The sequence below is a fragment of the Roseburia sp. AF12-17LB genome (assembly GCF_003479605.1).
GTDB lineage: Bacteria > Bacillota > Clostridia > Lachnospirales > Lachnospiraceae > Roseburia_C > Roseburia_C amylophila.
The window spans coordinates 166,961-193,259 of the sequence record NZ_QUHR01000004.1; the positions used below are offsets into that span (position 1 = coordinate 166,961).

Below are 26,299 nucleotides of genomic sequence, written 5' to 3' on the forward strand. Positions count from 1 at the left end.
TATGGGCGTTGATATGAAGGTCAAAGCGATATACGATTCTGAAATTGGTAACATCACCAGAACAGATAAGAACTGGAAAGATGTTTTAAAGGTTGCAGGTCAGTTGTACCGCTATGAATTTGACAATATCGTTATGGTAACAGCTCAGAGATCTCCGGAGAGAAGCACACTTATGGCAGATTATGATACCTGGAAAAAGGTGGGAAGATATGTAAAGCGTGGTGCGAAAGGCTGTGCCATTTTCCCGTCAAGGGCACTGAATCCCCGTATGAGATATATCTTTGATATCAGTGATACCGGAGGGAAGAATGTTAAGCTGACATGGGACCTTGAGGGAGAAAATCTTAAGGATTATGTGGATTTTCTTGTGTCAGAAGGTCAGATTGAGCAGTACGATAACAGCGACAGGGAGTCTCTAAAAAATATATTAAAACAGTTTACAGGAACAGATGTTTGGCTTATAATAAAAGAAGAGTTCGGAGACCGAATGACCGAACTTATGCAGCTATCAGGTAGTGTGATAAAGGAAGAAAGTAAGAAACGCAATGGCTTACAGCAGGAAATGGACATGGAGCAGCTTGTATATGCAAGTGTCATGTATGCTGTAGGGACGAGATGCGGATTTGACTTATCTGTGCAAGAACAGGATTTTAGTCAGATCGTAAATATCAAAGACGAAGAGATCATTTACCGTCTTGGTTCCATTGTATGCGATGTCTCCTGTAGTGTTCTTAGAGAATTTAGTCGTAACTTAAAGGCAATCGAGAGCGAAAGGAGAATTGGATATGTTAGAAGAAATGACTTACAAGGAAGTGGACGGACTGCTTTATCCGCAGATAGAGATGCCGGACGAGACGGAGGATCTCACGAAGCTGGGCAAATACGGAAGGATGGCGATGAACTATCTAAAGGAGAACGAGCCGGCAAGATACAAGACGCTGATGAGATTCGGGAAGATGTACGAGAAGATGTCAGCGGTAGAGGAGGAAGCGAACCAGCTGTACGACCAGCTGGAGATGCAGTATCTGGCGAAGCACAAGCCACAGAATCCGTCATCGACAATGGAGATGTGGAAGATAAGAGAGCAGGCGAAGATGCAGGCAGAGGAAGTGGTACTGAATCAGATAGTGATGCGATTCCACTAGAATCAGATGATACAGAACTGAATAGGGAACTTGATGAAATCAATTCATTGGGTGTTAGTAAGGAAGCCGAATATACACAGGCTTCCTTTTTTTTCGACCAGAATGGGCAGGCAAGCATTGGCACTATTCATACTGAGGACGAAAACAATAATCAGTTTATGCGTCAGTTCGAGCAGGACAGAAAAGCTGCATTAGCAGGTAAATACAATTACCTGAATCCCAAAAAGTCTGCAACAGTACCAAGTGAGTATATCAAACAGGTGCTTATGAGAGGTACAGGTTTTATCGGTGGCAAGGGCAGGGTATGCAAGATTTTTGAAACTGAGATTGATGCAGGAACCAGGGCAAAGCGTATCAAAGCAGAATATGGTCAGGGAGGTGCAGGCTGGCCGGTTGACGGACTGGGACTGCACGGATATGACACATTTCATGGGAATGGACTGCGTTTTCAGTGGCGAGATGAGGATGGAGAGGTTGAAGGATATGTTTCGTGGAAAGATATCGAAAAAGAGCTTGGTGTCCTTATTCTTACAGGGGAATACCAGCCTGAGACACCTCGTATTGATGAGCTTGCGATGGACGGACTCCGTGAGGATGATGAGGTCATTGATGCCGAATACCGGGAAGTGGAACCGGAGGAGGCAGAATCAGAGATTGATGATTATGCAATACCGGATGAGCCGGAGAGCTATGCTTCTAACAGAGATTATGTAAGTGCAAAAGGCATGACACCACAGGAAACTGCCGATGAAGACCGCATGGTAACACAGGCAGAATATGGTGCAGAGATAGAAGCTGAAACAACTGAAAAAGATCCATCAGAGCTTCAGTATATTACACCGATTGATTATGCCAAGCGTATTGCAGAGCTTGATGAAGACCTGCGTGATGCGGCGGAGATTCTTGTAACAGATTGCAGCTGCTACACTCCGTTTAGGGCATTCCTTATGGATGTGGTGCAGTCTGATTTTGCATTTATGCCCAATAAACTTGACCTTATCAGGGATATTGCATTAGGGACAGATAATGCAGAAAGAAAGGCATATTCCAACAATAAGTATGGTCTTGTGGAGTACTCAATCAGAAGTGGATATGTGAAGATCAGCTATAAGAACAGGAATGGTGTGCGTAAGGAAGGTGCTCTCGACTGGCGTGAGTTATATGAGATTTTATCCTATATGGTAAAACAGCCATTTTACTGCGGAGAAGACCAGAAAAAGTATTATCAAGAGATAAAGCAGAAGGCTGACAGGGATAAGATGAATCCGGTCTATAAGAGATTCTTTGACATCGAGGATAGTGTAAAAGCTAATCGTCTTGAAACCAGGGAAAGAGCAATAGCGAATGGATGGGAAACCAAGATTGATGAGAATGGACATGTAGTTTCAGATGATGTGGTATCAGTATCTGTGGATGATATTCAGGCTGATACAGAATCACAGGAAACTGTAGATTTTACACCAAAGCAGGAACCAGTACAGCAAGTAGAAAGTCTTGAAAATGAGAAGAATGTTGCCGGGCAGACGAAGCACAACTTCCATTACAATCTCTGGGAAATGGAAAAAGGCGGTGCCAAGACCAGATATCAGTGGAATATGGATGCAATTCGTACTTTAAAGCAGATTGAATCAGAAAACAGGCTTGCAACACCGGAGGAACAGAAAACCTTGTCGAAGTTTGTCGGATGGGGCGGACTGTCACAGGCATTTGACGAGGAAAACGCAGGCTGGAGCAAAGAGTACAAAGAACTCAAAGAGATGTTATCGGATGAAGAGTATGCTGCAGCTAGGGCAACAGTAAACAATGCCTTTTATACTTCACCGGAGATTGCCATGTGCATGAACTCGGCACTTGTCCAGTTTGGTTTCAGAGGCGGCAATGTATTAGAACCATCTATGGGTATCGGTAACTTCTTTGGGAGTATGCCGGCACCTATGCAGAGAAGTAAGCTGTATGGGGTGGAGCTTGACAGCATTTCGGGAAGAATTGCAAAGCAGCTTTATCAGAATGCCAATATCAGTATCACAGGATTTGAGAATACCACATATCCGGATAACTTCTTTGATGTAGTTGTCGGAAATGTGCCATTTGGTGATTATAAGGTTTTTGATCCGAAGTACAACAAGTATAACTTCCGTATCCACGATTATTTTCTGGCAAAAGCACTTGATCAGGTAAGACCGGGAGGCATGGTTGCGGTGATTACCACAAAGGGAACACTTGATAAGGCAAATCCTACTATCCGAAAGTATCTGGCTGAAAGAGCAGAGCTTGTGGGAGCGATAAGACTTCCGAATACTGCATTTAAAGATAATGCAGGAACCGAAGTGACAGCAGATATCCTGTTTTTGCAGAAAAGGGAGAGAAAGATTGATATTGAGCCGGACTGGGTACACCTTGGTGTAACTGAGAATGGCATTGCAGTCAACTCTTATTTTGCAGAGCATCCGGAAATGATGCTTGGATCTATGGAATATGACACAAGGATTTACGGACAGGACAGCAGATACACAGTCTGCGTGAATGATGATGAGAACTTCAATATTTATGAAGCATTAAACAAAGCTATCGGTAATATCAAAGCCCAGATGACAGATTTTGAGAGAGTGGCAGATGAGGCGGAGCAGACGGAGGAAGTTATCCCGGCTGATCCGGATGTGAGAAACTACACTTACACATTTTTTGAAGGAAAACTCTATTACAGGGAAAATTCCGAGATGGTAAGAAAAGAAGTATCACAGACTGCCGAGGAGCGAATCAGAAGCCTTGATGAAATCAGACAGATAACAAGAGATCTGATTGATATCCAGATGGATGGCTGCAGCGAGGAGGAGCTTTCTGATAAGCAGAGACTTCTTAATGTAAAATATGATGCCTTCGTAAAGCAGTATGGAGCCATTACTTCAAAAGCAAACAGAATAGCTTTCAGAGATGACAGCGATTACCCACTTCTTTGCAGTCTTGAAGAAGTAAATGAAGACGGGGAGGTGAAAAAAGCGGATATGTTTTATAAGCAGACGATTAAGGCAAAGACTGTCATAGACAGGGTTGAGACTGCTGTGGAAGCATTGAATGTATCCGTCAATGAATTTGGATATGTAAATCTTGCCTATATGCTCTCTATCTATGAGCCGGATATTACTAATGTAAAGGAAGAACTTGCAGAAAAGTCCGGGCAGACAGCTGATGAGATAACATTTAGTGATGATGCTTTGGCAGAGCTTAGAAGGGCAGTTCTTGTGGAAGAGCTGGATGGATTGATTTTCCTAAATCCCGACCGCTACAACGAGAACAATCCCGACATCGGCTGGGAGACGGCAGACGAGTATCTTTCCGGCAATGTGAGAGACAAGCTTCGTGTAGCAAAGGCTATGGCAGCGGATACAGGCAATCCGCAGGCAGAAAAATTTGCAGGCAATGTGGCAGCACTTGAAAAGGTACAGCCGGAGTGGATTGAAGCCTCGGATATTGATGTAAAGATTGGCACGACATGGATTGAGCCGCTTGATTATGAGCAGTTTATCTATGAGCTTCTCAATACACCAAGACGGGCAAGGGCAGTCAGAAGCCAGTTTTACAATACAGGCATTCAGGTACACTTAAATAAGATGAGCATGGAATGGTTCATCGAGAATAAAAGCATGGATAAGCATTCAGTGGCGGCTACTAAGACCTATGGTACAAGCCGCATGGATGCTTATTCTATTTTTGAGGATACGCTGAATCTAAAGACAGTAACAGTCAGGGACAGGATTGATGACGGTGATGGCAGGTATCATTACGAAGTCAATAAGAATGAGACAATGCTTGCAAGGGAAAAGCAGAACATGATCAAGGAGAAGTTCAAGGAGTGGCTGTTTGCAGAGCCGGAGCGAAGACAGAAATATGTGGAGTATTACAACGAGACATTTAATAACATCCGCCTGCGTGAGTATGACGGAAGTCACTTACAGTTTCCGGGAATGAATCCGGCGATTGAGTTAAAGCCACACCAGAAAAATGCGGTGGCAAGAATTCTTCTTGGGGGAAATACTCTGCTGGCACACTGTGTCGGTGCCGGAAAGTCATTTGAGATGATGGCTGCCTGCATGGAGCAGAAGAGACTTGGACTTGCCAATAAGACAATCATGGTTGTACCAAAGCCGCTTATCGGTCAGACGGCATCAGAGTTTTTAAGGCTTTATCCGTCAGCAAATATCTTAGTTGCCACGGAGCGTGATTTTGAAAAAAGCCGCAGAAAGCAGTTCGTATCAAGGATTGCAACTGGTGACTATGACTGTATCATCATGTCACACTCACAGTTTGAGAAAATCCCAATCTCCGCAGAGAGAAAGGAGCGAATGCTTAACGAGCAGATTGATGAAATCAGCTATGCGATTGATGAGATGAAGGAGCGTAACGGAGAGCGATGGACTGTAAAGCAGATGGAAAGCCAGAAGAAAAAACTGGAGGAACAGCTGAAATCCTTGTCAGATGAGAGCAGGAAGGATGACCTTATTACCTTTGAGGAACTGGGTGTAGATTCTATTATGGTAGACGAAGCACATAATTTTAAGAACCTTGCGATTTTTTCCAAGATGAATAATGTGTCAGGTATCAGCAGTAGCGGAGCTAAGAAGTCAACGGATATGCAGCTTAAATGCCAGTATTTGTCTGAGATAAATGATGGCAGGGGTATTGTGTTTGCAACAGGTACACCAATATCCAATACCATGTGTGAGATGTATGTCATGCAGCTTTACTTACAGAAAGCGGCACTTGAAGAGATGGGGATTTATCACTTTGATTCTTGGGCAGCAAACTTTGGTGAAGTGACAACAGCACTTGAGCTTACTGTAGAGGGAAGCGGATTTCGTTTTAAGAGCAGATTTAATAAGTTTACGAATCTGCCGGAGCTTATGAATATCTTCCGTGAGGTAGCAGATGTGCAGACCGCAGACATGCTTGACCTTGATGTGCCAGCTCTCCGTGGCGGCAAGCCTATTATAGTGGAGTCGGAGCCTGACTGGTATGTGAAGCAGGTCATGGAAGACTTTGTTGTGAGGGCAGAGCGTATCAGAGGCGGTGGAGTTGATCCAAGCGTGGATAACTTTCTAAAGATTACCCATGAGGCAAGACTTCTTGGAACGGATGCCAGACTGATTGATAAGGATGCGCCGAACAATCCGGATGGAAAACTCAATAAGGTAGCGGAGAATGTATGGAAAGAATATGAGAAAGGAAATGCTGATGGTCATATAGGCTGCCAGCTTATTTTTTCGGACATCGGCACACCGGGACCAGATAAGGACTTTACCATCTACGATTATCTGAAAGAAACACTGATCCAGTATGGTATTCCGGCAGATGAGATAGCTTTTATTCATGATGCCAAGACGGATGCACAAAGGGACGCACTTTTTAAGGAGATGAGGACAGGTAAAAAGAAGGTTCTTATCGGTTCAACGGACAAGTGTGGAACAGGTGTCAATGTGCAGACACACCTTGTTGCAATGCATCATGTGGATTGCCCTTGGAAGCCTTCTTCTATTGAACAGAGGGAAGGACGAGGCATACGACAGGGTAATGAAAATGAAGAGGTGGCAATCTACAGATATGTCACCAAAGGGACATTTGATGCATACAACTGGTCGCTTGTTGAAAATAAGCAGCGATTCATCAGTCAGGTCATGACAAGCAAGGCTGTAAGCCGAAGCTGTGAGGATATCGACGAGGCAACACTTTCCTATGCAGAGATTAAAGCGGTTGCCACAGGCAATCCTTTAATCAAGGAAAAGATGGAGATTGACAATGATGTCCAGAGATTAAAGCTCTTAAAGGCATCCTATGACAATCAGAGATATGGCTTGCAGGATAACTTTATGATTAAGTATCCGAAGCTGATTAAGACAGCAACAGAAAAGCTTGCCAATGTAAGAGAGGATGTAAAGGCAAGGGATAAAGAGCTGATTGATAATCCGGAATTTGCCATTACCATAGGCAAAGTAACTTACACAGAGCGTGTGGATGGCGGAACGATGATGCTTGAAGCAATCAGTAAATGTAAGACCGGAGAGACAACTGTAATCGGTAAATTCCACGGATTTGAGCTGCTTGTGGAAAAGAACTTCCTTGGCATCAATTATATGGTGCTTCGTGGAAAGACAGAGTATAAAGCAGAGCTTTCCACAAGTCCTGTCGGCAGCATGGTGAAGCTGGAAAACCTGTTCAATGGACTCCATGAGAACATTGATTTCTTTGAAAAGAAGATTGAGCAGTACCAGAATGACCTTGAAGCATCAAAGGCAGAGTATGACAAGCCATTTGCGTACAGCAAGGAACTGGAAGAAAAGCTGGCTAGGCAGTGTAAACTGAATGCCCAGCTTGACCTTGAGAACGCAAAGGCTGTGGATGCAGACCTGAGCGGACCGGAGGAAGAAAGAGAAGCTGATGACAGAATGGAATCTGCAGCAATTGTAGCAGAGGATAAAGGTGCTTATCCAGCCGACAGAGAGGGCAGAACACGATAGGAGAGTGAATAATATGAGCATAAGAAAAGTGGTCGCAGGACTACTGATTGCAGCAGGGATTGCCATTATGGCAGTCCCTTTTTTCTGGCGGACAACCGGAGAAAAACAGACAGAACAGCTCATAAGTGAATTTGAGCAGACATTGGAGGATGATTACGATGAAGAAACAGATGTGGAGGAAGAGCAAACCTCCATTAGTAAAGAGGATGAAGCCATTCTTAAAGAAGGCGGTGTTATCGGCATCATTGAGATACCGGGCTTAGATATCAGGTATCCGGTAATGGAAGGAACCACAAGTAAAGTGCTTAATGCAGGGATTGGTCATATAGAAGAGACTGCAGGAATCGGAGAAAGTGGCAACTGTGTATTGTGCGGTCATAATGGCAGCAGATATGGCACATTTTTTACACCACTAAGTCAGATATCCATAGGTGATGAAGTAATGATAACCGACAAAAATGGGCTGAAGCATATCTATGAGGTAATAGAGACAGAGGTAGTAAATCCGTATGATAACAGCATCAAGACACAGGGTACAGAAAAAGAATTAACTCTTTTTACCTGTTCCCAGAAAGGAACCATGCGTTTTGTGGTCAGGTGCATTTATAAGGAGGCGGTGATGGATGAATAAGAGATACCGATTAGGTGAGATAGAAGAGGCAGTAGCAGAAATGGAAGAGCTAATTGACATCGAGGATGATATTGCTGAGATTGATGATGACTTTCAGATAGTCGTAAGCGGCTGGTCTGTGTATGTCGAAAGCCTGAATCTGACACTCAGACAGGGAATAGCCTGTGTATGGGATGCAGAGGAAGGATTATTTATGCCTGATTTTGATGTGACTATCGTGTATGAGGGGAACATTGAAACACAGGAGTGGCTCTATTACGAGCAGGATGGAATGGTCGTTACACTTGGCAACTGGCTTAATGGCAGATTGTCTTGTGAACAGATAGAACAGCTTTGGTGTGAGCTTATCATACCGGAGCAAAACAAAGAACAAAAAGAAAGCGAGGAATAGCATATGAAGTATTCAATTAAAGTAAACGAAGTAAGAGCAAAAGAGGGCAGCAACATCAAAGGATTTGCAACAGTAGTATTTGGTGATTCATTTAAGATTACCAATATTGCAATCCTTGAGAATAAGGATAAGGGAGAGCTTTTTGTATCAATGCCAAGATACCGCTCCAATGAGCGTGATGAAAGCAACGGTGTGATCTATAAGGATGTGTGCAATCCTATCACAGCAGAGTTTCGAGAGGAACTCTATACCAATATCCTTGATGCCTATGCAAGAATTAAGGAACCGGAGAAAGAGGAGACACAGAAGCAGGAGCGTACACAGGAAATGCCGGAGTTTTCCGTAACTGTAACACCTTATGAGAGGGAAGGTAGTAACATCAAGGGACTTGCACGCATTTATTTTGAAAACAGTTTCATCGTAAATAACATCAATATCGTGCAGGGCAAAGAGAAAATCTTTGTATCAATGCCTTCTTATAAGACAAAGCAGGTGGACGAGCAGGGCAAGCCAATCTACCAGGATGTCTGCTATCCGGTCACAAAGGATTTCAGGGAAAAACTCTATAATGAGATTATCTCTGAATATGAGAAAGCAAAGGATAAGAGCAACGAAAATGCAAGAGAGAGTGCAGAGAAACATCATGGCAATCCCGATAAAGAGAAGGACAAAGAGGCGCCGCCCTTTCGATAATCAGTAATCAGAGTACAGGGGCGGCCAAGGCTGCCCCATTTACAGAATGGAGGAAACAGAATGGATATGGAAGCAGGAAAAACACTTACCAATGAGGAGGTCATAAGAGAACTTCTCGACTTATTAAAGAAAAATGCCATGAAAGAGCAGGCAAACGATGTATTTGAGATATGCAGCTATGTGGATGGACTGGAGAAAAAGATTGATTCCATGACGGAAGAACTCACCAATATGCAGAACCAGATCAAAGAAATGCAGGAAGATACTCTTGTCAATAATGCTAAAAAGGGCTTGACAAATAAAGGGTTAAGGAATATAATTAGATTCAGTTTTATACAAGGAGTTAATAAATATGCGGCAAGGTATTCTTAAATAAACTGTCAATTTGATAGTGGGAACAAAAAGTAGCAGTCCCGTTTCACTTTTAATATGGGGCTTAGTTTTTTGTACCCAGTTTAAGAATACTTTTATCATGTAATTTTATATGCCCGAAAACATATAAGTGTTTTGGGGCTATTGGAGTTATTTACCCAGTGATAGGAGTATTTATCACTGGGTATTTTTATGCCCTTTTTTGGGTGTTGATAGGAGGAAAATCACATGAAAATAATTAACTTAGGCATTCTGGCTCACGTTGACGCAGGAAAGACAACATTAACGGAAAGTTTATTATATACCAGTGGTGCAATTGCAGAACTAGGGAGCGTAGATGAAGGCACAACAAGGACAGATACAATGAATTTGGAGCGTCAAAGGGGAATCACTATCCAGACAGCAGTGACATCTTTTCAGTGGGAGGATGTAAAAGTCAACATTATAGATACGCCAGGCCATATGGATTTTTTGGCGGAAGTATACCGTTCTTTATCCGTTTTAGACGGAGCAGTATTATTAGTTTCTGCAAAGGATGGCATACAGGCACAGACCCGTATACTGTTTCATGCACTACAGACAATGAAGATTCCGACAATCTTTTTCATCAATAAAATTGACCAAGAGGGGATTGATTTGCCAATGGTATATCGGGAAATGAAAGCAAAGCTTTCTTCGGAAATTATAGTGAAGCAAAAGGTTGGGCAGCATCCCCATATAAATGTAACGGACAATGACGATATGGAACAGTGGGATGCGGTAATTATGGGAAACGATGAACTATTAGAGAAATATATGTCAGGGAAACCGTTTAAAATGTCAGAACTGGAACAGGAAGAAAACAGGAGATTCCAAAACGGAACGTTATTTCCCGTTTATCACGGAAGCGCTAAAAACAATCTGGGGATTCGGCAGCTTATAGAAGTGATTGCCAGTAAATTTTATTCATCAACGCCTGAAGGTCAATCTGAATTATGCGGGCAGGTTTTTAAGATTGAATATTCAGAGAAAAGGCGGCGTTTTGTTTATGTGCGTATATATAGCGGAACATTGCATTTGAGGGATGTTATTAGAATATCTGAAAAAGAGAAAATAAAAATCACAGAGATGTGTGTTCCGACAAACGGTGAATTATATCCATCCGATACAGCCTGCTCTGGTGATATTGTAATTTTACCAAATGATGTTTTGCAGCTAAACAGTATTTTGGGGAACGAAATGCTGTTGCCGCAGAGAAAATTTATTGAAAATCCTCTCCCTATGCTCCAAACAACGATTGCAGTAAAGAAACCTGAACAGCGGGAAATATTGCTTGGGGCACTTACAGAAATTTCAGATGGCGACCCTCTTTTAAAATATTATGTGGATACTACAACGCATGAGATTATACTTTCTTTTTTGGGGAATGTGCAGATGGAAGTCATTTGTGCCATCCTTGAGGAAAAATATCATGTGGAGGCAGAAATAAAAGAGCCTACTGTTATATATATGGAAAGACCGCTTAGAAAAGCAGAATATACCATCCACATAGAAGTCCCGCCAAATCCTTTCTGGGCTTCTGTCGGGTTGTCCATAGAGCCGCTCCCTATTGGAAGCGGAGTGCAGTATGAAAGCAGAGTTTCACTTGGATATTTAAATCAATCGTTCCAAAATGCGGTTATGGAGGGGGTTCTTTATGGCTGCGAGCAGGGGCTGTATGGATGGAAAGTGACAGACTGTAAAATCTGTTTTGAATATGGATTGTATTATAGTCCTGTAAGTACCCCCGCAGACTTTCGGCTGCTTTCCCCTATCGTATTGGAGCAGGCTTTAAAAAAAGCAGGGACAGAACTATTAGAGCCATATCTCCACTTTGAAATTTATGCACCGCAGGAATATCTCTCACGGGCGTATCATGATGCTCCAAGGTATTGTGCAGATATTGTAAGTACTCAGATAAAGAATGACGAGGTCATTCTGAAAGGAGAAATCCCTGCTAGATGTATTCAAGAATACAGGAACGATTTAACTTATTTCACAAATGGGCAGGGAGTCTGCTTGACAGAGTTAAAAGGATACCAGCCAGCTATTGGTAAATTTATTTGCCAACCCCGCCGCCCGAATAGCCGTATAGATAAGGTTCGGCATATGTTCCACAAGTTAGCTTAACAGCTTGCAAAAGTCATATAAAATGAGATTTGAAAGGATTAGAGACTAATTATGATGAAATGCGAATGGATATTGTGTCCTGTTTGTGGGAGCAAAACCCGTAATAAAATTAGGAAGGACACTGTTTTGGAGAATTATCCCCTTTATTGTCCAAAATGCAGACAAGAAAGATTGATTAAAGTTGACAACTTGAAGATAACTGTCATCAAAGAGCCAGACGCTTAAGACGCAGAGCCGATTATTTTTGTAATATATTAGAGCATCTAGAAGAAACTATTTATCAAATTTTATGAAAAGGAATGAGCATATGTTTGGAGAAACATTGCATTGCGGTGAACTTATAAAGAGACTTAACGATGCACTTGGAAGAAAGGCTAATAATACGTTGATGTGCAATGATGTCACCCTTTCGCAGATTAAGGTCCTCGCAACTATCAGCGAGGCAGCCGATGAGACGATAACGCTAAAAGAACTTGAAAAGCATTTTGAAGTTAAACAGGCAACGATGGCAGGAATTGCTGCACGTCTGGAAAAAAATGGGATGATAGAGGGGTTTTATGATTCAAATGATAAAAGAATCAAACATGTAAAGCTCACGGCAAAAGGTGAGGAGATATGCAAGACGGCAAGAGCTTCAATGGATGAAAATGAGAGGGAACTTTTAAAGGCACTTAATGATGATGAAAAAGGACAGCTTAGAAATCTTTTGCAGAAAGTATATGACAGTATCAAGTCATGCTGACTGTAGACTTATAAGGTGAATTTAATCGAAGGGAGAATGATAAAAATATGATAAAAACATTAGCAAAATGTATTGGCAAATATAAAAAAGAATCAATTATAACGCCAATATTTACTGCAGTTGAAGTTTTTTTGGAAATTCTTATTCCATTTATAACAGCCTCAATAATTGATAAAGGAATACAGGCCGGAGATATGAGAAAGGTTGGTATTTATGGTGGAATAATGCTTATTATAGCATTTTTGAGCCTTTTTTGTGGTATACAGGCAGGAAAGTATGGGGCGGCAGCATCAACAGGATTTGCGTGTAATCTGAGAGAGAAAATGTATGAAAATATACAGACATTTTCATTTTCTAATATTGATAAATTCAGTACAGCAGGTCTTGTAACACGTATGACAACTGATGTAACTAATGTACAGAATGCTTATCAGATGATAATAAGGAGTGTTGTGAGAGCACCTCTCATGATGATTTGCAGTATTACAATGTGTGTAATAATAAGTCCGAGATTAAGTATTATATTTCTTGTTGCACTTATATTTTTAGGATTTGTACTTTTCTTTATTATATATAAAGTAACACCGGTTTTTACATCAGGTTTTGAAAAATATGATGAACTCAATGCGAGCGTTCAGGAGAATATTTCAGGAATCCGTGTTGTTAAGGCATTTGTACGTGAGGAGCATGAAAATAAAAAGTTTAATAAAGCGGCAGATAATCTTTATAAAACATTTGTTAAAGCCGAGTCATTTCTTGCATTTAACAATCCGACTATGATGCTTGTTGTATATGGATGTATTGTTGCATTGTCATGGTTTGCTTCACATTTTATTGTGTCGGGTTCAATTACAACTGGTAATCTTACATCAATGTTCAGTTACGTAATGAGCATGCTTATGGCACTTATGATACTTTCAATGATATTTGTAATGGTTTCAATGAGTGCGGCAAGTGCAAGGCGTATTTCAGAAGTTCTTAATGAAAAAGCGGACCTTGCCAATCCGGAAAAACCTTATGAAGAAGTGGAAGACGGAAGAATCGATTTTAATCATGTTAATTTTTCATACAGAAAAAACAGTACAGAGGATACTTTACATGATATTGATATTCATATTAATGCAGGTGAGACAATTGGTATTATTGGTGGTACAGGATGCGGAAAATCAAGTTTTGTGAGCCTTATAAGCCGTCTTTATGATGTTACTGAAGGTTCTGTATGTGTTGGCGGAAAAGATGTAAGAACTTATGATATGGATGCACTCCGTAATCAGGTGGCTGTAGTATTACAGAAAAATGTCCTGTTTTCAGGAACAATACTTGACAATCTCAGATGGGGTGATGACAATGCTTCATATGAAGATTGTGTTGAGGCATGTAAACAGGCATGTGCTGATGAATTTATCGAGAGAATGCCTAAGAAGTATGATACATGGATAGAACAGGGCGGTACTAATGTTTCAGGTGGTCAGAGACAGAGACTCTGTATTGCGAGAGCATTGCTTAAAAAACCAAAGGTTCTTATTCTTGATGATTCGACAAGTGCTGTAGATACTGCAACAGACGCAAAAATCAAACAGGCATTTGCCCAGAAAATTCCGGGAACAACAAAGCTTATAGTTTCGCAGAGAATTTCAAGTATTCAGGATGCCGACAGAATTATTGTTCTTGAAGATGGAAAAGTCAGTGGCTTTGATACACATGAGAATCTTATGGAAAATAACAAAGTTTACCGCGAAATCTGTGAAGTTCAGATGCAGGGCGGCGGCGATTTCGACGAATCGGCAGAATAGTGAGAATAGGAGGAAGACATGAAAAATAAAAATGAGAACAAAGAGAAGAATCCGCTTTTATTATTAAAAAGACTTCTTTCTTATATAGTAAAAAATTATAAATTGGCATGTTTCATGGTGGTCGTTTGCATATTGGTTTCGGCACTTACGACATTATGTGGAACTTTATTTATACAGAAACTTATTGATAATTACATTGTGCCTCTTACCCAGATGGCAGTTCCTGATTATTCACCGCTTGCACAGGCTCTTTTAAAACTTGTAGCAATATTTGCAGTGGGTGTTTTATGTTCCTACGGATATAACAGAATTATGGTAAATGTTGGTCAGGGTACTATGAAAAAGCTCCGTACAGAGATGTTTACTAACATGGAATCACTTCCAATCAGATATTTTGATACACATGCACATGGAGATATAATGTCGGTATATACAAATGATATTGATACATTAAGACAGCTTATAAGCCAGAGTATTCCACAGGTTCTTAATTCACTTATAACACTTGTATCAACATTTGTAAGTATGATAGTTCTTGATATACCACTTACAATTGTATCTGTTATTATGGTTGCAATTATGCTTTTTGTGACATCAAAGCTTTCCGCTGCATCTGGCAGATATTTCATTGAACAGCAGAAAGATATCGGTAAAGTAAATGCTTATATTGAGGAAATGATGGAAGGGCAGAAGGTTGTTAAGGTATTCTGTCATGAGCAGGAAAGTCTTGAACAGTTTAAGCAGATTAATAACAAGTTAAGAGAAAGTGCCAACAATGCTAATAAAATTGCAAATATTACAATGCCTATCAATGAAAATATAGGAAATATAAGTTATGTTTTGTGTGCACTTGTAGGTGGTGTGCTTGCATTAAGCGGCTTTTCAGGACTTACAATTGGTACACTTGTAGCATTTCTTTCATTAAACAAGAGTTTCACACAGCCTGTAACACAGATAAGCCAGCAGGTAAGCAGTATTGTAATGGCTATGGCAGGTGCCGGCAGGGTATTTGACCTTTGTGATGAAGTACCAGAGACAGATGAAGGTGATGTTGAACTTGTAAATATATGTTATGATTCAAATGGTGAAATCCATGAAACTGAAGAACTGACAGAGATGTGGGCATGGAAAAAACCAAATGCTGCAAACAAAGATGAAATGTATACAAGACTTCAGGGTGATGTTACATTTGATGGAGTTGATTTTGGATATAATCCTGACAAAATCGTGCTTCACGATATAAAAATGTTCGCAAAACCTGGTCAGAAGCTTGCGTTTGTAGGTTCTACCGGTGCCGGAAAGACAACAATTACCAACCTTATTAACAGGTTTTATGATATACAGGATGGTAAAATCCGTTATGATGGAATTAATATTAATCATATTAAAAAAGACGATTTACGCCGAAGCCTGGGCATTGTTTTACAGGATACCAACCTTTTTACAGGCACGATTATGGACAATATCAGATATGGAAGACTCAATGCAGCTGATGAAGAATGTATAGCTGCCGCAAAGCTTGCTAATGCTGATGGATTTATAAAAAGACTTCCTGATGGTTATAACACAGTGCTTACCGGCGGTGGTGCGAACCTTAGTCAGGGACAGCGTCAGCTTCTTGCAATAGCGAGGGCGGCAGTTGCAGATCCTCCTGTTCTTATTCTTGATGAGGCGACTTCTTCTATTGATACACGTACAGAAAAACTTGTACAGCGTGGTATGGATGCACTTATGACAGGAAGAACTTCATTTGTTATCGCTCATCGTCTTTCTACGGTACGGAATGCAGACTGTATTATGGTTATGGAACAGGGAAGAATTATTGAGCGTGGTACACATGACCAGCTTATGGAAGAAAAAGGCAGATACTATCAGCTTTACACAGGAAAGTCAATCAGTGCGTAAGATTTTGATTAATTGGTATTAAATAAACATTTCAAAAACACGGGGTATAAAAATATGAAATATGCTTATATTAACGGAAAAATACTTGACGGAACCAAAGATATGCAGGTAAAAGAGGGCTTCGTCATACTTACGGACAATGATAAAATTGAGGATATTGTCAAGGCAGGCACGGATTTGAATGGATATGAAAAAGTTGATTTAAAACGCAGATATATTATGCCCGGTCTTATAAATATGCATGTTCACCTTGCAGGTAATGGCAAGCCGCAGAAAAAACAGCGTGATAATGAGAAACTTGTAAAAATACTTATGGGAAATGCACTTATGCGTTCAATTGCATACGGTATGGTTGCCGGATTTGCAAAAACAGAGCTTATGAGCGGTGTGACAACAATAAGAACGGTTGGCGGACTTGGAAGTTTTGATACAAAATTAAGAGATGAGATTAATGCAGGAACAAAGATGGGACCTAGAATACTTGCCGCTAATGAAGGGATTTCCGTGCCTGGCGGACATATGGCTGGCTCTGTTGCTGTTGCGGCGGACAGTATAGATACAGCCTTAAAACATCTGGAGCAATCGGAAAAAGAAAAGGTTGATTTGATAAAGCTTATGATTACTGGCGGCGTAATGGACGCAAAAGAAAAAGGTGTTCCGGGTGAACTGAAAATGTCTCCGGAAATGGTAAAGGTAGTCTGTGACAAGGCACATGAAAATGGCTATTTAGTTGCTGCACATGTCGAATCTCCGCAGGGGGTGCGTGTTGCTCTTGAAAATGGTGTTGACTCAATTGAACACGGTGCAAAAATTGATGATGATACAATTAAGTTATTCAAGGAAAGAAAAGCATTTCTTTGCACAACAATTTCGCCTGCACTTCCGTATGCATTGTTTGATCGTTCGATTACCAACGCAACTGAAGTTGAACAGTTTAACGGAAATGTTGTGTTTGAGGGAATAATTGCATGTGCGAAAGCGGCACTTGAAAATGATATACCTGTCGTTCTTGGCAATGATGTCGGATGTCCGTGGATTACACAGTATGATTTCTGGAGAGAATTGTATTATTTCCACAAATATACGGGCGTTTCCAATGCGTTTGCACTGTATACGGCAACCGCAAGAGCTGCCGAAATGGCGGGAATCGGTGATATTACCGGTACGCTCGAAAAAGATAAATGTGCAGATATGATTGTAACCGAGGAAAACCCACTCGATGACCTCAGAGCATTACGACATGTAAAAATGGTTGTCGCAAGAGGAACGATTATGGAAAATCCTAAAGTTAAAATAAATAAGCGTGTCGAGACTGAACTTGATAAATTCCTATAAAAAAACCCCGCTGCGGCGGGGCTTTTTTATTCATATAGACACATATAATTTGTCAAATACTCTGTTATAATTTCTCCATAATAATTGTTCATCTGCAATTTCGCATAGATAAAAGGTTTTAATAAATAACGGATTATGATACATATAACAGGACAAATAAAAATCCAGTTTTTATTAACTAGGGATGTTGCCACTCCTTTACTCCATTGTACTGGAATTTCTGTCGGCAACTTAGAATAAGACAAAGCCCCAATAATCAAGCATAGTGCGGTAATCATAGTCCAGGTAAGCATACTTCCCCATATATACAAAAAGCTGACTGAATCCAGTTTGAAAACAGTTCGATTATCTTTCCAATAGTCATGAAAATCTGTTACATACTGTTCTACCTGTAATTTTTCATAACTAATACTTCCTTCATCCAGCATTTTTTCGCACATGAGTTTCGCCTTATTCAAATCAGTAATCTGATTTTTTAATACTTCCTTTTGCTTCTCAAGCATTTCCTGCAATGTTACTTTTTCGGATATAATATTTCGTATATCTTCAATAGAAATTCCCAATGTACGTAGATATGCAATCTTCTTTATATTTTCCACATCATTTTTAGAATAATCTCTATAACCATTACTTTCATTTCTCGAAGGCTCAATAAGTTTTTCCTTTTCATAAAAACGGATATTAGAACGGGATAAACCTGTTCGCTCTTCTACGTCTTTTATAGTCATATTATGCCCTCCTTTCGAGCAACTCTATTTTACTTAATAATAAGCTATAAACAAGGTTTACAGTCAAGCATTTATCAAAAAAACTATAGTTGTTGATAAGGACATGAAAAGCTGTCCAAAATAGAAGGTGAACCGGATTGCTGCTCCGACTCAATCTTCCACATGGAATACATCTTCCACCAGCATATTAAAGTACTTTGATATCCGCAGCATAAATTCGGCAGATGGGGTGCTGTCCCCACGCTCTATCCTGCCGACAGTTTTGGTGCTGTATCCAATAGCAGCGGCAAGGTCATCCTGGTAAATGCCTCGCTGTTCACGTATTTCTCTTATATTATTGGTAACCGCCATAAAAATCCCTTCTTTCAGTTCTATAGATATTTTCTTATTGTCAATTATGCAAAATAATGTGTCCGATAAAAATGACTTGCAATTTTATCGGCAATGTCCTGTAATAGCACAAGCATCAGATTTTCCAAGAACTTTTCCAAATATGTCTAAGCGGTCATTTTCACTAACCTTGATAGGTGCATACTTTTCATTGAGTGAGATAAGGAAAATTCCTTCTTTATCGTTTTGTAATTTCTTAATATAGGCTTCTCCGTTTAGAGCGAAGATGCCGATTTCTCCATTAGCAACAGATTCCTGCTGTAATATCCATGCAATCTGACCATCGTGGAATTCTGGTTCCATACTGTCACCACTAATACGGACACCGAAAGTAGTATCTTCTGGCAGGATAGATTCATCTATGCGTACAGTCTCTTTCGGTCCATCTACAAGGAAGTTACCGGTTCCGGCTGATACAGCATTTTCAAAAATATCAATGCTTCGGAATGGAATTATCTTAGCAGTCTGCTTTTCATACATTCCGGATGCGTGGAGCAGATTGATATAATCCATAGCTTTTTCCCTGCCTTCATCAGTTAGTGATGAGAAAGGATCGGCAGGATTTACTCCAAAATATGCCTCATACATGTTAGTAATACCAAGGATTCTACACACTTTGTAAAATATGGTAACGCTTGGTTCAGCAAGATTTCTCTCCCAGTTGGATATGGCTTTATAGGAAATGGTAATGCCTTCCTTTGCCAGTTCATCAGCGAGATCCTGTTGGAGCAAGCCTTTCTTTTTTCTATATGTTGAAATGATTTCTCCGATTGAGTACATACATACGCCTCTTTTCTTTCATTTTGTTGATTTCAAATGTCTCTTTTCACTCCATAGTATATAGCAATAGTGCCAATTATTCAAGTTAAAAATCCAATATAATGAGAAAAAGGACACATGTGTCCGTTGACAGTCGATTATTCTTGGGGTTATACTATGCCCTGTAAGGAACATTACTCATATACTTGGACTAAAGGTTATGGTAGTGACAGATTAAATGCAGCAGGAGGTTATGCAGATGGGAGACAGGGTAATACTTCATTCAGATATCAACTGTTGCTATGCTTCGATTGAGCATCTGCATCATCCGGAGCTTGCAGGAAAGCCACTGGCAGTAGGCGGTGACCCGGAGGCAAGACATGGGATTGTCTTAACAGCCGACTATATTGCCAAGAAGTACGGTGTGAAAACAGGAATGGCACTCTGGCAGGCAAAGCAGGTCTGTCCTGACATAACGTTTGTTTCACCAAGAATGGACTTATATCTTCGATTCTCAAGAATGGCACATGAGATATATGCAGAATATACGGACAGGCAGGAGCCATATGGAATTGATGAGTGCTGGCTTGATGTGACAGGGAGCAGCTCCCTTAAAGGGGATGGATTGCTCATTGCACAGGAAATCAGCAGGAGAATGAAGTCAGAGCTTGGCATCACAGTAAGTGTTGGTGTTTCTTTCAATAAGATATTTGCAAAGCTTGGTTCAGACTATAAGAAACCTGATGCAATCACAACTATGTATAAGAGTGAGTTTAAGCAGAAGGCATGGTCACTTCCGGTGGCAGATCTTCTATACGTTGGCAAAAGTACGAACAGAAAGCTTGCATTATTTGGTATTAAAACCATAGGTGATCTTGCAAGAGCAGATGAAGATGTGCTTAACAGTCACCTTGGAAAGATGGGCAGTATCTTATGGTCATTTGCGAATGGCTATGATGATTCACCTGTCAAGCTAGAGAATACCCACGCTCCAATCAAATCGGTGGGAAACAGCACAACGACTCCAAAGGATTTAGTATGTGATGAGGATGTAAAGATTGTTCTTTATATTCTGGCTGAGAGTGTTGCAGCAAGACTTCGTGAGAATGGATTCCGGTGCAGAGTGGTTGAGATAAGTGTCAGGGATAATGAGTTATTCTCTTTTATTCGTCAGAAAAAGATTGACCATGCAACGAATATCACCGGAGAGATAGCTGCATATGCTTATCAGATATTTAAGGAAAACTATAACTGGAGCAAGCCGATCCGCAGTGTTGGTGTCCGAGGTGCAGACTTAGTAACAGATAATTATTGGGAACAGATTGATTTGTTCTCAAGTGTGGAGAAGCGTGAAAAGCAGATGAAGATGGATTCAGCGGTGGATGAGATACGCAGAAGATTTGGATTTTACAGTATCCAGAGGGGACTCATGTACCGGGACAGGATTCTGTCGGCAGTCAATGCAAAAGAAGAACACACAGTACATCCACATGGGTATTTTGGATAAAGAGGGAGGCGGAACATGAGCGAAGCAGCAAGAATTGATCTGGTAGACAGAGCACCATTGACGGAGAAGCAGCAGAATGTGTATGAAAGCATTATGCAATATCAGCGTGTGAATGGTTATGCTCCTACTATCAGGGAGATATGCAAGATGGTAGGGGTGGCATCGACTTCAAGTGTTTATGCACATCTGAAAATATTAGAAGAAAAAGGCTATATAGCAAGGAAGATGGATGCTTCCAGAGCAATAGCAATCTTGTAAGGAAGGTGATTACATTGAGCAATAAGGTATATGTTGATGTACTTGCAGAGTTTTCAAAGGACGGACTGCTCATTCCCAAAGAGATAACATGGGAAGATGGCAGAAAGTATGAGATTACACGAGTAAAAGACAAGCGCAGAGCAGCCAGTACAAGGGCTGGCGGCGTTGGAGAGCGTTATACCTGTGTGGTAGATGGAAAGGAAATATTCCTTTTCTATGAAGATAACAATATGTGGTTTATGGAAAGAGCCGGAGCCTGATGTGATTGTGTGCTGACAGCACAATTCATATCAGTTGGCTTTAGATCAGCAAAGCCGGGGAATGTGCAGACATTCATCGGAACTCCCGGCAACAGGCTTGCAAAGGTGATTTCCCTTTCCTTTACGAGTACAGAATTGTAGATTGATGATTTTGTATGAATAAGGAGCGAACTGAATTGAACAAAGAGTTAAAAGTTATAGATTTTTATTGTAAGAAGTGCAAAAAGAGTATGAAAGTTTCATACATGGTTACAGGTAACAGAAATTATCCGGTACTGCCGAGAGTAATGATGAAATGTCACCATTGTGGCAGAGTAATGACCTTGAAGAATTTCAAGGAAGGTGAACTGTTAGATAAAGTAGAGCAGGATAAGTATTATATCTGATACATACAGTCAGACATCAGATGGTGCGGCAGATATTTGGTCGCAACAGGACAAGACAATTAAATTAGTGGTCATCATGATATGGGAGACACTTGCAATAAGCGTAAGCTGATGATACGCAAAGGTGCCATCCTAAGGACGCATGAAAAATTAGAAACCAGTTTGAGGACTGGGACTGTTTTTCATGTGTCCTTTTTTATTTGCTGAAAATTACATATCTAGGGAGTTATTGTCCGTCCTCAAACGAGTTAACGGTAACAAGTTTTAAAGGATGGACAATATGAACAAGGAAATAAGAGAATATGATAAGAATGTACAATTTGAAATAGGGCAGAGAATACAGGAAATGCGACTAGACAAAAATATGAAAAGCATTGAGTTGGCAACGGAATTGGGAATAACAAGGAACCAAATGTCACGGATTGAAAATGGTAGAGCAAATTGCACTATACAGCAGTTATATATAATGTCACAGATATTTGAGCACAGTATGGATTATATCATATCGGGCAAAAGGGGCAGACAGGAAAATAAGATAACATTTGCCCAGAGAGAGGCAATTGATAAAATGTTGAGGGCATTTGATAAATAAACAGTACTTTGCATAAATATCTTTTCATGCAAAAAATAGAAAGTTTTTGCTTTGATATGCAAATGTTGTGCAAAGATTTGACTACACGCAAAATCTATGGTATCCTTTGTGAAAGGAGGAAGCAAATTAATGAAAAGAGATTTATCAATTCTATCAGAATATGTAAGAATAAGTACTCCGGATAAGGATAGATTGGCAGAATTAGTTGTGAGAGCAAAAGGTCCAGAGCTTAGTATGTCACAGTTCGCAAAAAAGTGTGAGGTTAATCCGTCTACGCTTTCAAGAATTGTAAACAAAAAAACAACGGGCAAAAATTCAGATGCTTTAATATTTAATATTGCGGAGAATGCAGATCCAAATAGTGGAGTTACCTTTGAAATGCTTATGTCTGCTCATGGCATGAAAAAGCGTAATTTAAATGGAAAAGTGGATACAGAAGAATACAGAGCATTTGAAAAAAATGCAGCTGACTTAGTACTGTCGGAGATTATGAAGAGGGGGTATAAAGTTCAGGTCCCAATGACACCTCAGGTTTACAATGCTTTAAATTATCATTATAGACCTGATTGGGAAATTGCTACTGATGCCGTTACTTCTGATAACACTATGGGACAATGGCTATTTGAGTTTTGGACAATGCTCGGTACGGAACAGCAAGCCATTCGTAAACAGACAATAAAACTAAGACAGAAATTATTGATGGTTTTAGGACTATATTATATGGATGAAGTCAAAGCAGATAAATTATCGTTTGTGGTTTTTAATAGAAAATTCTATAAATTACTTAAAGATACCTTGGAGGGGATTTGTGTAAAACCATGGATTACAATTATGCTATTTGATATGGAGCAAGCACAATTTATAGAAGAATTCACTTTTTTATCGCCTGATGGAAGTGTTCGTGATAGTAATATGAAAATTTCTATGAATGAAGAATGCGATGATTATACAGACGATTTGTTTGAAGATATAAATGGTCGTAATCAATTTATGGATTAGTCTATAGGAGGTGCTTATGGAAGAAGATAAAACAGTTTTATTATTTCGTCAGATACAGGCAGCAACTAAAAATGGTCATGATGCAGAAGTGCGCAGAGATAAAGATGGAAATTTTGTGGTTTATTCCGTAAAAAAACAGCGGGCAGATAAAATACAAGTTAAATAATACATCAGCTGAATTGGCAGTTGATAAGGGCAAAAGGGAGCCGATATCGTTCAATATTTGAATGATAGAGGCTCCTTATTTTTTTGTAAGGGAGGTGAGCAGAGTGATCCAAGAGATAAAAGAATATGATTCTGATACTTGTTCGAAAATTGGTATACGAATTCAAGATATACGAGAATCAAGACATATGAAAGCTATAGAGTTGGCAAGCTATCTTGGTATTGGTAAGAACCAAATGTCTCGAATTGAAAGTGGAAAAGCAAATTGTACAATACCACAATTGTATTGTATTGCACAAATCTTGGATTGCTCTGCTGATTTTTTGTTGTTTGGAGAAGAACACATGAATTATTCGCCGGAGATGGTGGAATTAGTAAACAATTTAAAAATGGTGACTGGAAGAATAGAGGGAGAAATTAAAAATAGTCTTTTAAAGACTACAAATCAGAAAAGATAGTCTTTAGAGTGGGCGCATAGGTTTTCTTAATAGAGTACCATAAACATGTGCTAAGGAACAGCACACCACGAGAGTGGAGGCGCCAAAACTCTCCAATACGAAATCGTAAAGGAGATAACAAAATGAATAAAAGAGATTTTAACGTAGTGGGAAACGAAGGTACAGATAATCAGGAGCTTGCTAAGGGAATTGCATTTATAAAGTCCCGCAGAGCAGAACTCAATGTAGTCCAGATGGTCGAGAATATGCGTGATCAGGCAATGCCTAACGGAGTAATAATTAACGATGCATATTGTGACCGCTCGATAACAAGAGACTATGACAGAGAAGCACTGAATGCTTTCTTTGCAACACTTAAAGAGGAAGATTTTGAGGTTGTAGTAGTCAGAAGCCTGAATGAGATCACCGATGACATTTATGATTTGGAAGAATTTGTTAAGACCATCACAGATATGGGCATATGGCTCTATTCTCTTGAAGTCGGTCCGGTGCCAATTATTGTATCTCATGCAGAGGACTTTGGATGCTAACGGAGTTCTTTGGTAGAGCGACAACAGAAAATCATTCCGGTCGGGACAAACAAGTCCCGGCTGTGAAGGATTGCAGATTTACACAGACTGCATTCGGAACAGTTGTACATGATTCAAGTGGGAAGTGGCTTGGTCAGTATGAGACAGAAGATGCAGCTGTAGAGATGTTAAGAGAAATGGCAAAGGTCGATGGAGGATATAGCGATGAAATATGATGGTTATGTAGTTGGACCGATACTCCGTAAGCTGCGTGAAGATAGAGGGTATTCCTTGACACGGTTATCAGAAGTAACAGGATTAAGCGTTTCCACATTGATTCAGATGGAACAGGGTGGAAGAAATCTCAGTATGAAAAGTCTTTATGTGTTAATGGAACTTTATAAAGTTGATGCAAATACAATTCTTGGGATAAATAAACGGGAGGATTGTAAATCCATCGATACAAGGCTTGCCAAAATGGAAAAAGAGAAGCGAGCGTATTTTACAGCTTCCTTTCTCTTTATGCTGGAAAATGCGGAAGCGATAGTTTAGGAGATGAATGTATGGCAAATAAAAACAAAGTAATTCGTAAGACAATAGAATGCATAGAGTATTTATCAGTCGAAGCACCACTTAGGAAAGTAGATTATCTGGAAGATAAGCAGAGCAAATATATCCATGAGTATGTGAAAAACAAGGAGTATTGCATTGTTGGAACAATGAGAAGACATGGATTTTCTCAAAGAGATGTTGACAGGCAATGGAGCGATATTGTGGATAAAATCCGAAGAAAAAAGGTTGATGGTGTAGTAATTGCCAATATGGCAGCAGTATCAGTCAATCTTCTGGATGCGTATGTGAAGGTTTGTGAAGTTGTAGAGGCTGGAGGCATAATCGTCACAGTGGATGAGGGTAGACTTGGACTGAATATTAAGGAGGCGTTCTGATGAAAAGAAGATATGAGAAATATAGAAAATATGATGTTGTATATGTCGATTTTGGAAATAATCCGCATGGAGTTCAAAGCGGTATCAGACCGGGAGTAATAGTTTCGTGTGATAGAAGTAACCATGAGTATGCACCACAGGTATGCATTGTCCCATTAAGCACGAAACTCAAAGACAATCCTGTGCATGTGAAACTTAATCCAGAAGATGTAAAGGGATATAAACTGAAAGCGAAGTCGGATTTTATACCAGAAGACATGCAGACTGTTTCTAAAGGGAAGATCAGAGGAAAAACAGGTTATATTCCGAAGAATTCACCGGTGCGTGATGATATAGACAGAAGTTTGATATTACAGTTGGATCTTTTATCTGCAGCAAGAAAAATGATTATGGAGGAAGTAGAAAATGGATGCGAAAACGAGGAAAACTAATAATAAAAGATTTGTCCGTTATTCAGAAGGTGCTGAGATGTATTCAATGGGAAAGACAAAATTTCAGGAATTAGCTAAGGATGCGAAAGCCTGTTATAAGGTCAATCAGTTGGTACTGGTGAATTTAGACATTTTGGACGCTTATCTGGAGACATTCCGTATAACAGATGAAGATTTCTATAAGTAAATTCAAAGATATATGGAGAAACTTGCACGAATACACTTGACTTATTGGCAGACAAAAAG

27 protein-coding genes and 1 pseudogene are annotated in these 26,299 nt (G+C 40.1%); 25 read left to right on the forward strand and 3 right to left on the reverse strand.

The window, feature by feature from the left end; translation table 11 throughout:
* Window position 1 precedes the first annotated feature (1 nt).
* The 11 genes and pseudogenes from DWV68_RS15165 to DWV68_RS07035 all read left to right on the forward strand — a co-directional run bounded on the left by DWV68_RS15165 (window position 2) and on the right by DWV68_RS07035 (window position 17,664).
* Window positions 2-7,654 (forward strand): helicase-related protein, encoded by a 7,653-nt coding sequence (locus DWV68_RS15165; RefSeq protein ID WP_117606314.1) that lies wholly within the window; start codon window positions 2-4, stop codon window positions 7,652-7,654.
* 13 nt (window positions 7,655-7,667) lie between these two features.
* Window positions 7,668-8,285 (forward strand): class D sortase, encoded by a 618-nt coding sequence (locus DWV68_RS06990; RefSeq protein WP_117477952.1) that lies wholly within the window; start codon window positions 7,668-7,670, stop codon window positions 8,283-8,285.
* Entirely contained in the window at window positions 8,278-8,676 is a 399-nt protein-coding gene (locus tag DWV68_RS06995; RefSeq protein ID WP_117477953.1) for a hypothetical protein, read from the forward strand. Before DWV68_RS06990 ends, DWV68_RS06995 begins: the two co-directional genes overlap by 8 nt.
* A 3-nt stretch (window positions 8,677-8,679) precedes the next feature.
* Complete coding sequence (locus DWV68_RS07000; RefSeq protein ID WP_118665354.1) at window positions 8,680-9,369, forward strand: SpoVG family protein; 690 nt, start codon at window positions 8,680-8,682, stop codon at window positions 9,367-9,369.
* A 60-nt stretch (window positions 9,370-9,429) separates the two neighbouring features.
* Window positions 9,430-9,666 (forward strand): annotated as a pseudogene (locus DWV68_RS07005) (DUF6674 family protein); the annotation flags it as partial.
* Between the two features lie 303 nt (window positions 9,667-9,969).
* Window positions 9,970-11,889, forward strand: coding sequence for a tetracycline resistance ribosomal protection protein Tet(O) (gene tet(O), locus DWV68_RS07010; RefSeq protein WP_117477955.1), 1,920 nt, complete (start codon window positions 9,970-9,972; stop codon window positions 11,887-11,889).
* Window positions 11,890-11,943: 54 nt separating this feature from the next.
* A complete protein-coding gene (locus tag DWV68_RS07015; protein WP_004614788.1) occupies window positions 11,944-12,114 on the forward strand; it encodes a cysteine-rich KTR domain-containing protein in 171 nt (56 codons plus the stop codon).
* 82 nt (window positions 12,115-12,196) lie between these two features.
* Window positions 12,197-12,631, forward strand: coding sequence for a MarR family winged helix-turn-helix transcriptional regulator (locus tag DWV68_RS07020; RefSeq protein WP_158550875.1), 435 nt, complete (start codon window positions 12,197-12,199; stop codon window positions 12,629-12,631).
* Window positions 12,632-12,678: 47 nt separating this feature from the next.
* Window positions 12,679-14,424: an ABC transporter ATP-binding protein gene (locus DWV68_RS07025; RefSeq protein WP_117650382.1), complete on the forward strand. Its 1,746-nt coding sequence runs from the start codon at window positions 12,679-12,681 to the stop codon at window positions 14,422-14,424.
* 18 nt (window positions 14,425-14,442) lie between these two features.
* Window positions 14,443-16,329, forward strand: a complete 1,887-nt coding sequence (locus DWV68_RS07030) for an ABC transporter ATP-binding protein (protein ID WP_117529000.1) — start codon at window positions 14,443-14,445, stop codon at window positions 16,327-16,329.
* 54 nt (window positions 16,330-16,383) lie between these two features.
* The gene (locus tag DWV68_RS07035) at window positions 16,384-17,664 is read left to right on the forward strand and encodes an amidohydrolase family protein (protein ID WP_117529001.1); all 1,281 of its coding nucleotides are present in this window, start codon (window positions 16,384-16,386) and stop codon (window positions 17,662-17,664) included.
* Window positions 17,665-17,690: 26 nt separating this feature from the next.
* Here DWV68_RS07035 and DWV68_RS07040 read toward each other — a convergent pair whose 3' ends face one another.
* From DWV68_RS07040 to DWV68_RS07050, 3 genes are all read right to left on the reverse strand, one after another.
* Window positions 17,691-18,392 (reverse strand): MerR family transcriptional regulator, encoded by a 702-nt coding sequence (locus DWV68_RS07040; RefSeq protein WP_243034904.1) that lies wholly within the window; start codon window positions 18,390-18,392, stop codon window positions 17,691-17,693.
* Window positions 18,393-18,542: 150 nt separating this feature from the next.
* Entirely contained in the window at window positions 18,543-18,743 is a 201-nt protein-coding gene (locus tag DWV68_RS07045) for a helix-turn-helix transcriptional regulator (protein ID WP_004611564.1), read from the reverse strand.
* Window positions 18,744-18,827: 84 nt separating this feature from the next.
* Window positions 18,828-19,562: a helix-turn-helix domain-containing protein gene (locus DWV68_RS07050; RefSeq protein ID WP_117482444.1), complete on the reverse strand. Its 735-nt coding sequence runs from the start codon at window positions 19,560-19,562 to the stop codon at window positions 18,828-18,830.
* 238 nt (window positions 19,563-19,800) lie between these two features.
* Between DWV68_RS07050 and dinB the strand changes: the two genes are divergently transcribed.
* From dinB to DWV68_RS07115, 14 genes are all read left to right on the forward strand, one after another.
* Window positions 19,801-21,048, forward strand: coding sequence for a DNA polymerase IV (dinB, locus tag DWV68_RS07055; protein ID WP_117529002.1), 1,248 nt, complete (start codon window positions 19,801-19,803; stop codon window positions 21,046-21,048).
* A gap of 15 nt (window positions 21,049-21,063) precedes the next feature.
* The gene (locus DWV68_RS07060) at window positions 21,064-21,306 is read left to right on the forward strand and encodes a LexA family protein (protein ID WP_004611567.1); all 243 of its coding nucleotides are present in this window, start codon (window positions 21,064-21,066) and stop codon (window positions 21,304-21,306) included.
* 5 nt (window positions 21,307-21,311) lie between these two features.
* Complete coding sequence (locus DWV68_RS07065) at window positions 21,312-21,566, forward strand: hypothetical protein (protein ID WP_004611568.1); 255 nt, start codon at window positions 21,312-21,314, stop codon at window positions 21,564-21,566.
* Window positions 21,567-21,796: 230 nt separating this feature from the next.
* Window positions 21,797-21,952, forward strand: a complete 156-nt coding sequence (locus DWV68_RS14390) for a hypothetical protein (RefSeq protein WP_156454675.1) — start codon at window positions 21,797-21,799, stop codon at window positions 21,950-21,952.
* Window positions 21,953-22,232: 280 nt separating this feature from the next.
* Window positions 22,233-22,544, forward strand: coding sequence for a helix-turn-helix domain-containing protein (locus DWV68_RS07075; protein ID WP_158565043.1), 312 nt, complete (start codon window positions 22,233-22,235; stop codon window positions 22,542-22,544).
* 129 nt (window positions 22,545-22,673) lie between these two features.
* Window positions 22,674-23,543, forward strand: a complete 870-nt coding sequence (locus DWV68_RS07080) for a hypothetical protein (protein ID WP_117529004.1) — start codon at window positions 22,674-22,676, stop codon at window positions 23,541-23,543.
* Between the two features lie 16 nt (window positions 23,544-23,559).
* The gene (locus DWV68_RS14395; RefSeq protein ID WP_156454676.1) at window positions 23,560-23,709 is read left to right on the forward strand and encodes a hypothetical protein; all 150 of its coding nucleotides are present in this window, start codon (window positions 23,560-23,562) and stop codon (window positions 23,707-23,709) included.
* 103 nt (window positions 23,710-23,812) lie between these two features.
* Window positions 23,813-24,166, forward strand: coding sequence for a helix-turn-helix domain-containing protein (locus DWV68_RS07085; protein WP_118589283.1), 354 nt, complete (start codon window positions 23,813-23,815; stop codon window positions 24,164-24,166).
* 122 nt (window positions 24,167-24,288) lie between these two features.
* Entirely contained in the window at window positions 24,289-24,696 is a 408-nt protein-coding gene (locus DWV68_RS07090; RefSeq protein ID WP_117761249.1) for a recombinase family protein, read from the forward strand.
* Between the two features lie 62 nt (window positions 24,697-24,758).
* Window positions 24,759-24,911 (forward strand): hypothetical protein, encoded by a 153-nt coding sequence (locus tag DWV68_RS07095; RefSeq protein ID WP_243089470.1) that lies wholly within the window; start codon window positions 24,759-24,761, stop codon window positions 24,909-24,911.
* A complete protein-coding gene (locus tag DWV68_RS07100) occupies window positions 24,901-25,227 on the forward strand; it encodes a helix-turn-helix domain-containing protein (protein WP_117813344.1) in 327 nt (108 codons plus the stop codon). Before DWV68_RS07095 ends, DWV68_RS07100 begins: the two co-directional genes overlap by 11 nt.
* An 11-nt stretch (window positions 25,228-25,238) precedes the next feature.
* A complete protein-coding gene (locus DWV68_RS07105; protein WP_117788090.1) occupies window positions 25,239-25,622 on the forward strand; it encodes a resolvase in 384 nt (127 codons plus the stop codon).
* The gene (locus DWV68_RS07110; RefSeq protein ID WP_117813342.1) at window positions 25,622-26,053 is read left to right on the forward strand and encodes a type II toxin-antitoxin system PemK/MazF family toxin; all 432 of its coding nucleotides are present in this window, start codon (window positions 25,622-25,624) and stop codon (window positions 26,051-26,053) included. Before DWV68_RS07105 ends, DWV68_RS07110 begins: the two co-directional genes overlap by 1 nt.
* Window positions 26,028-26,240 (forward strand): DUF6462 family protein, encoded by a 213-nt coding sequence (locus DWV68_RS07115; RefSeq protein WP_117813341.1) that lies wholly within the window; start codon window positions 26,028-26,030, stop codon window positions 26,238-26,240. The genes DWV68_RS07110 and DWV68_RS07115 overlap by 26 nt, the downstream gene beginning before the upstream one ends.
* Window positions 26,241-26,299 lie beyond the last annotated feature (59 nt).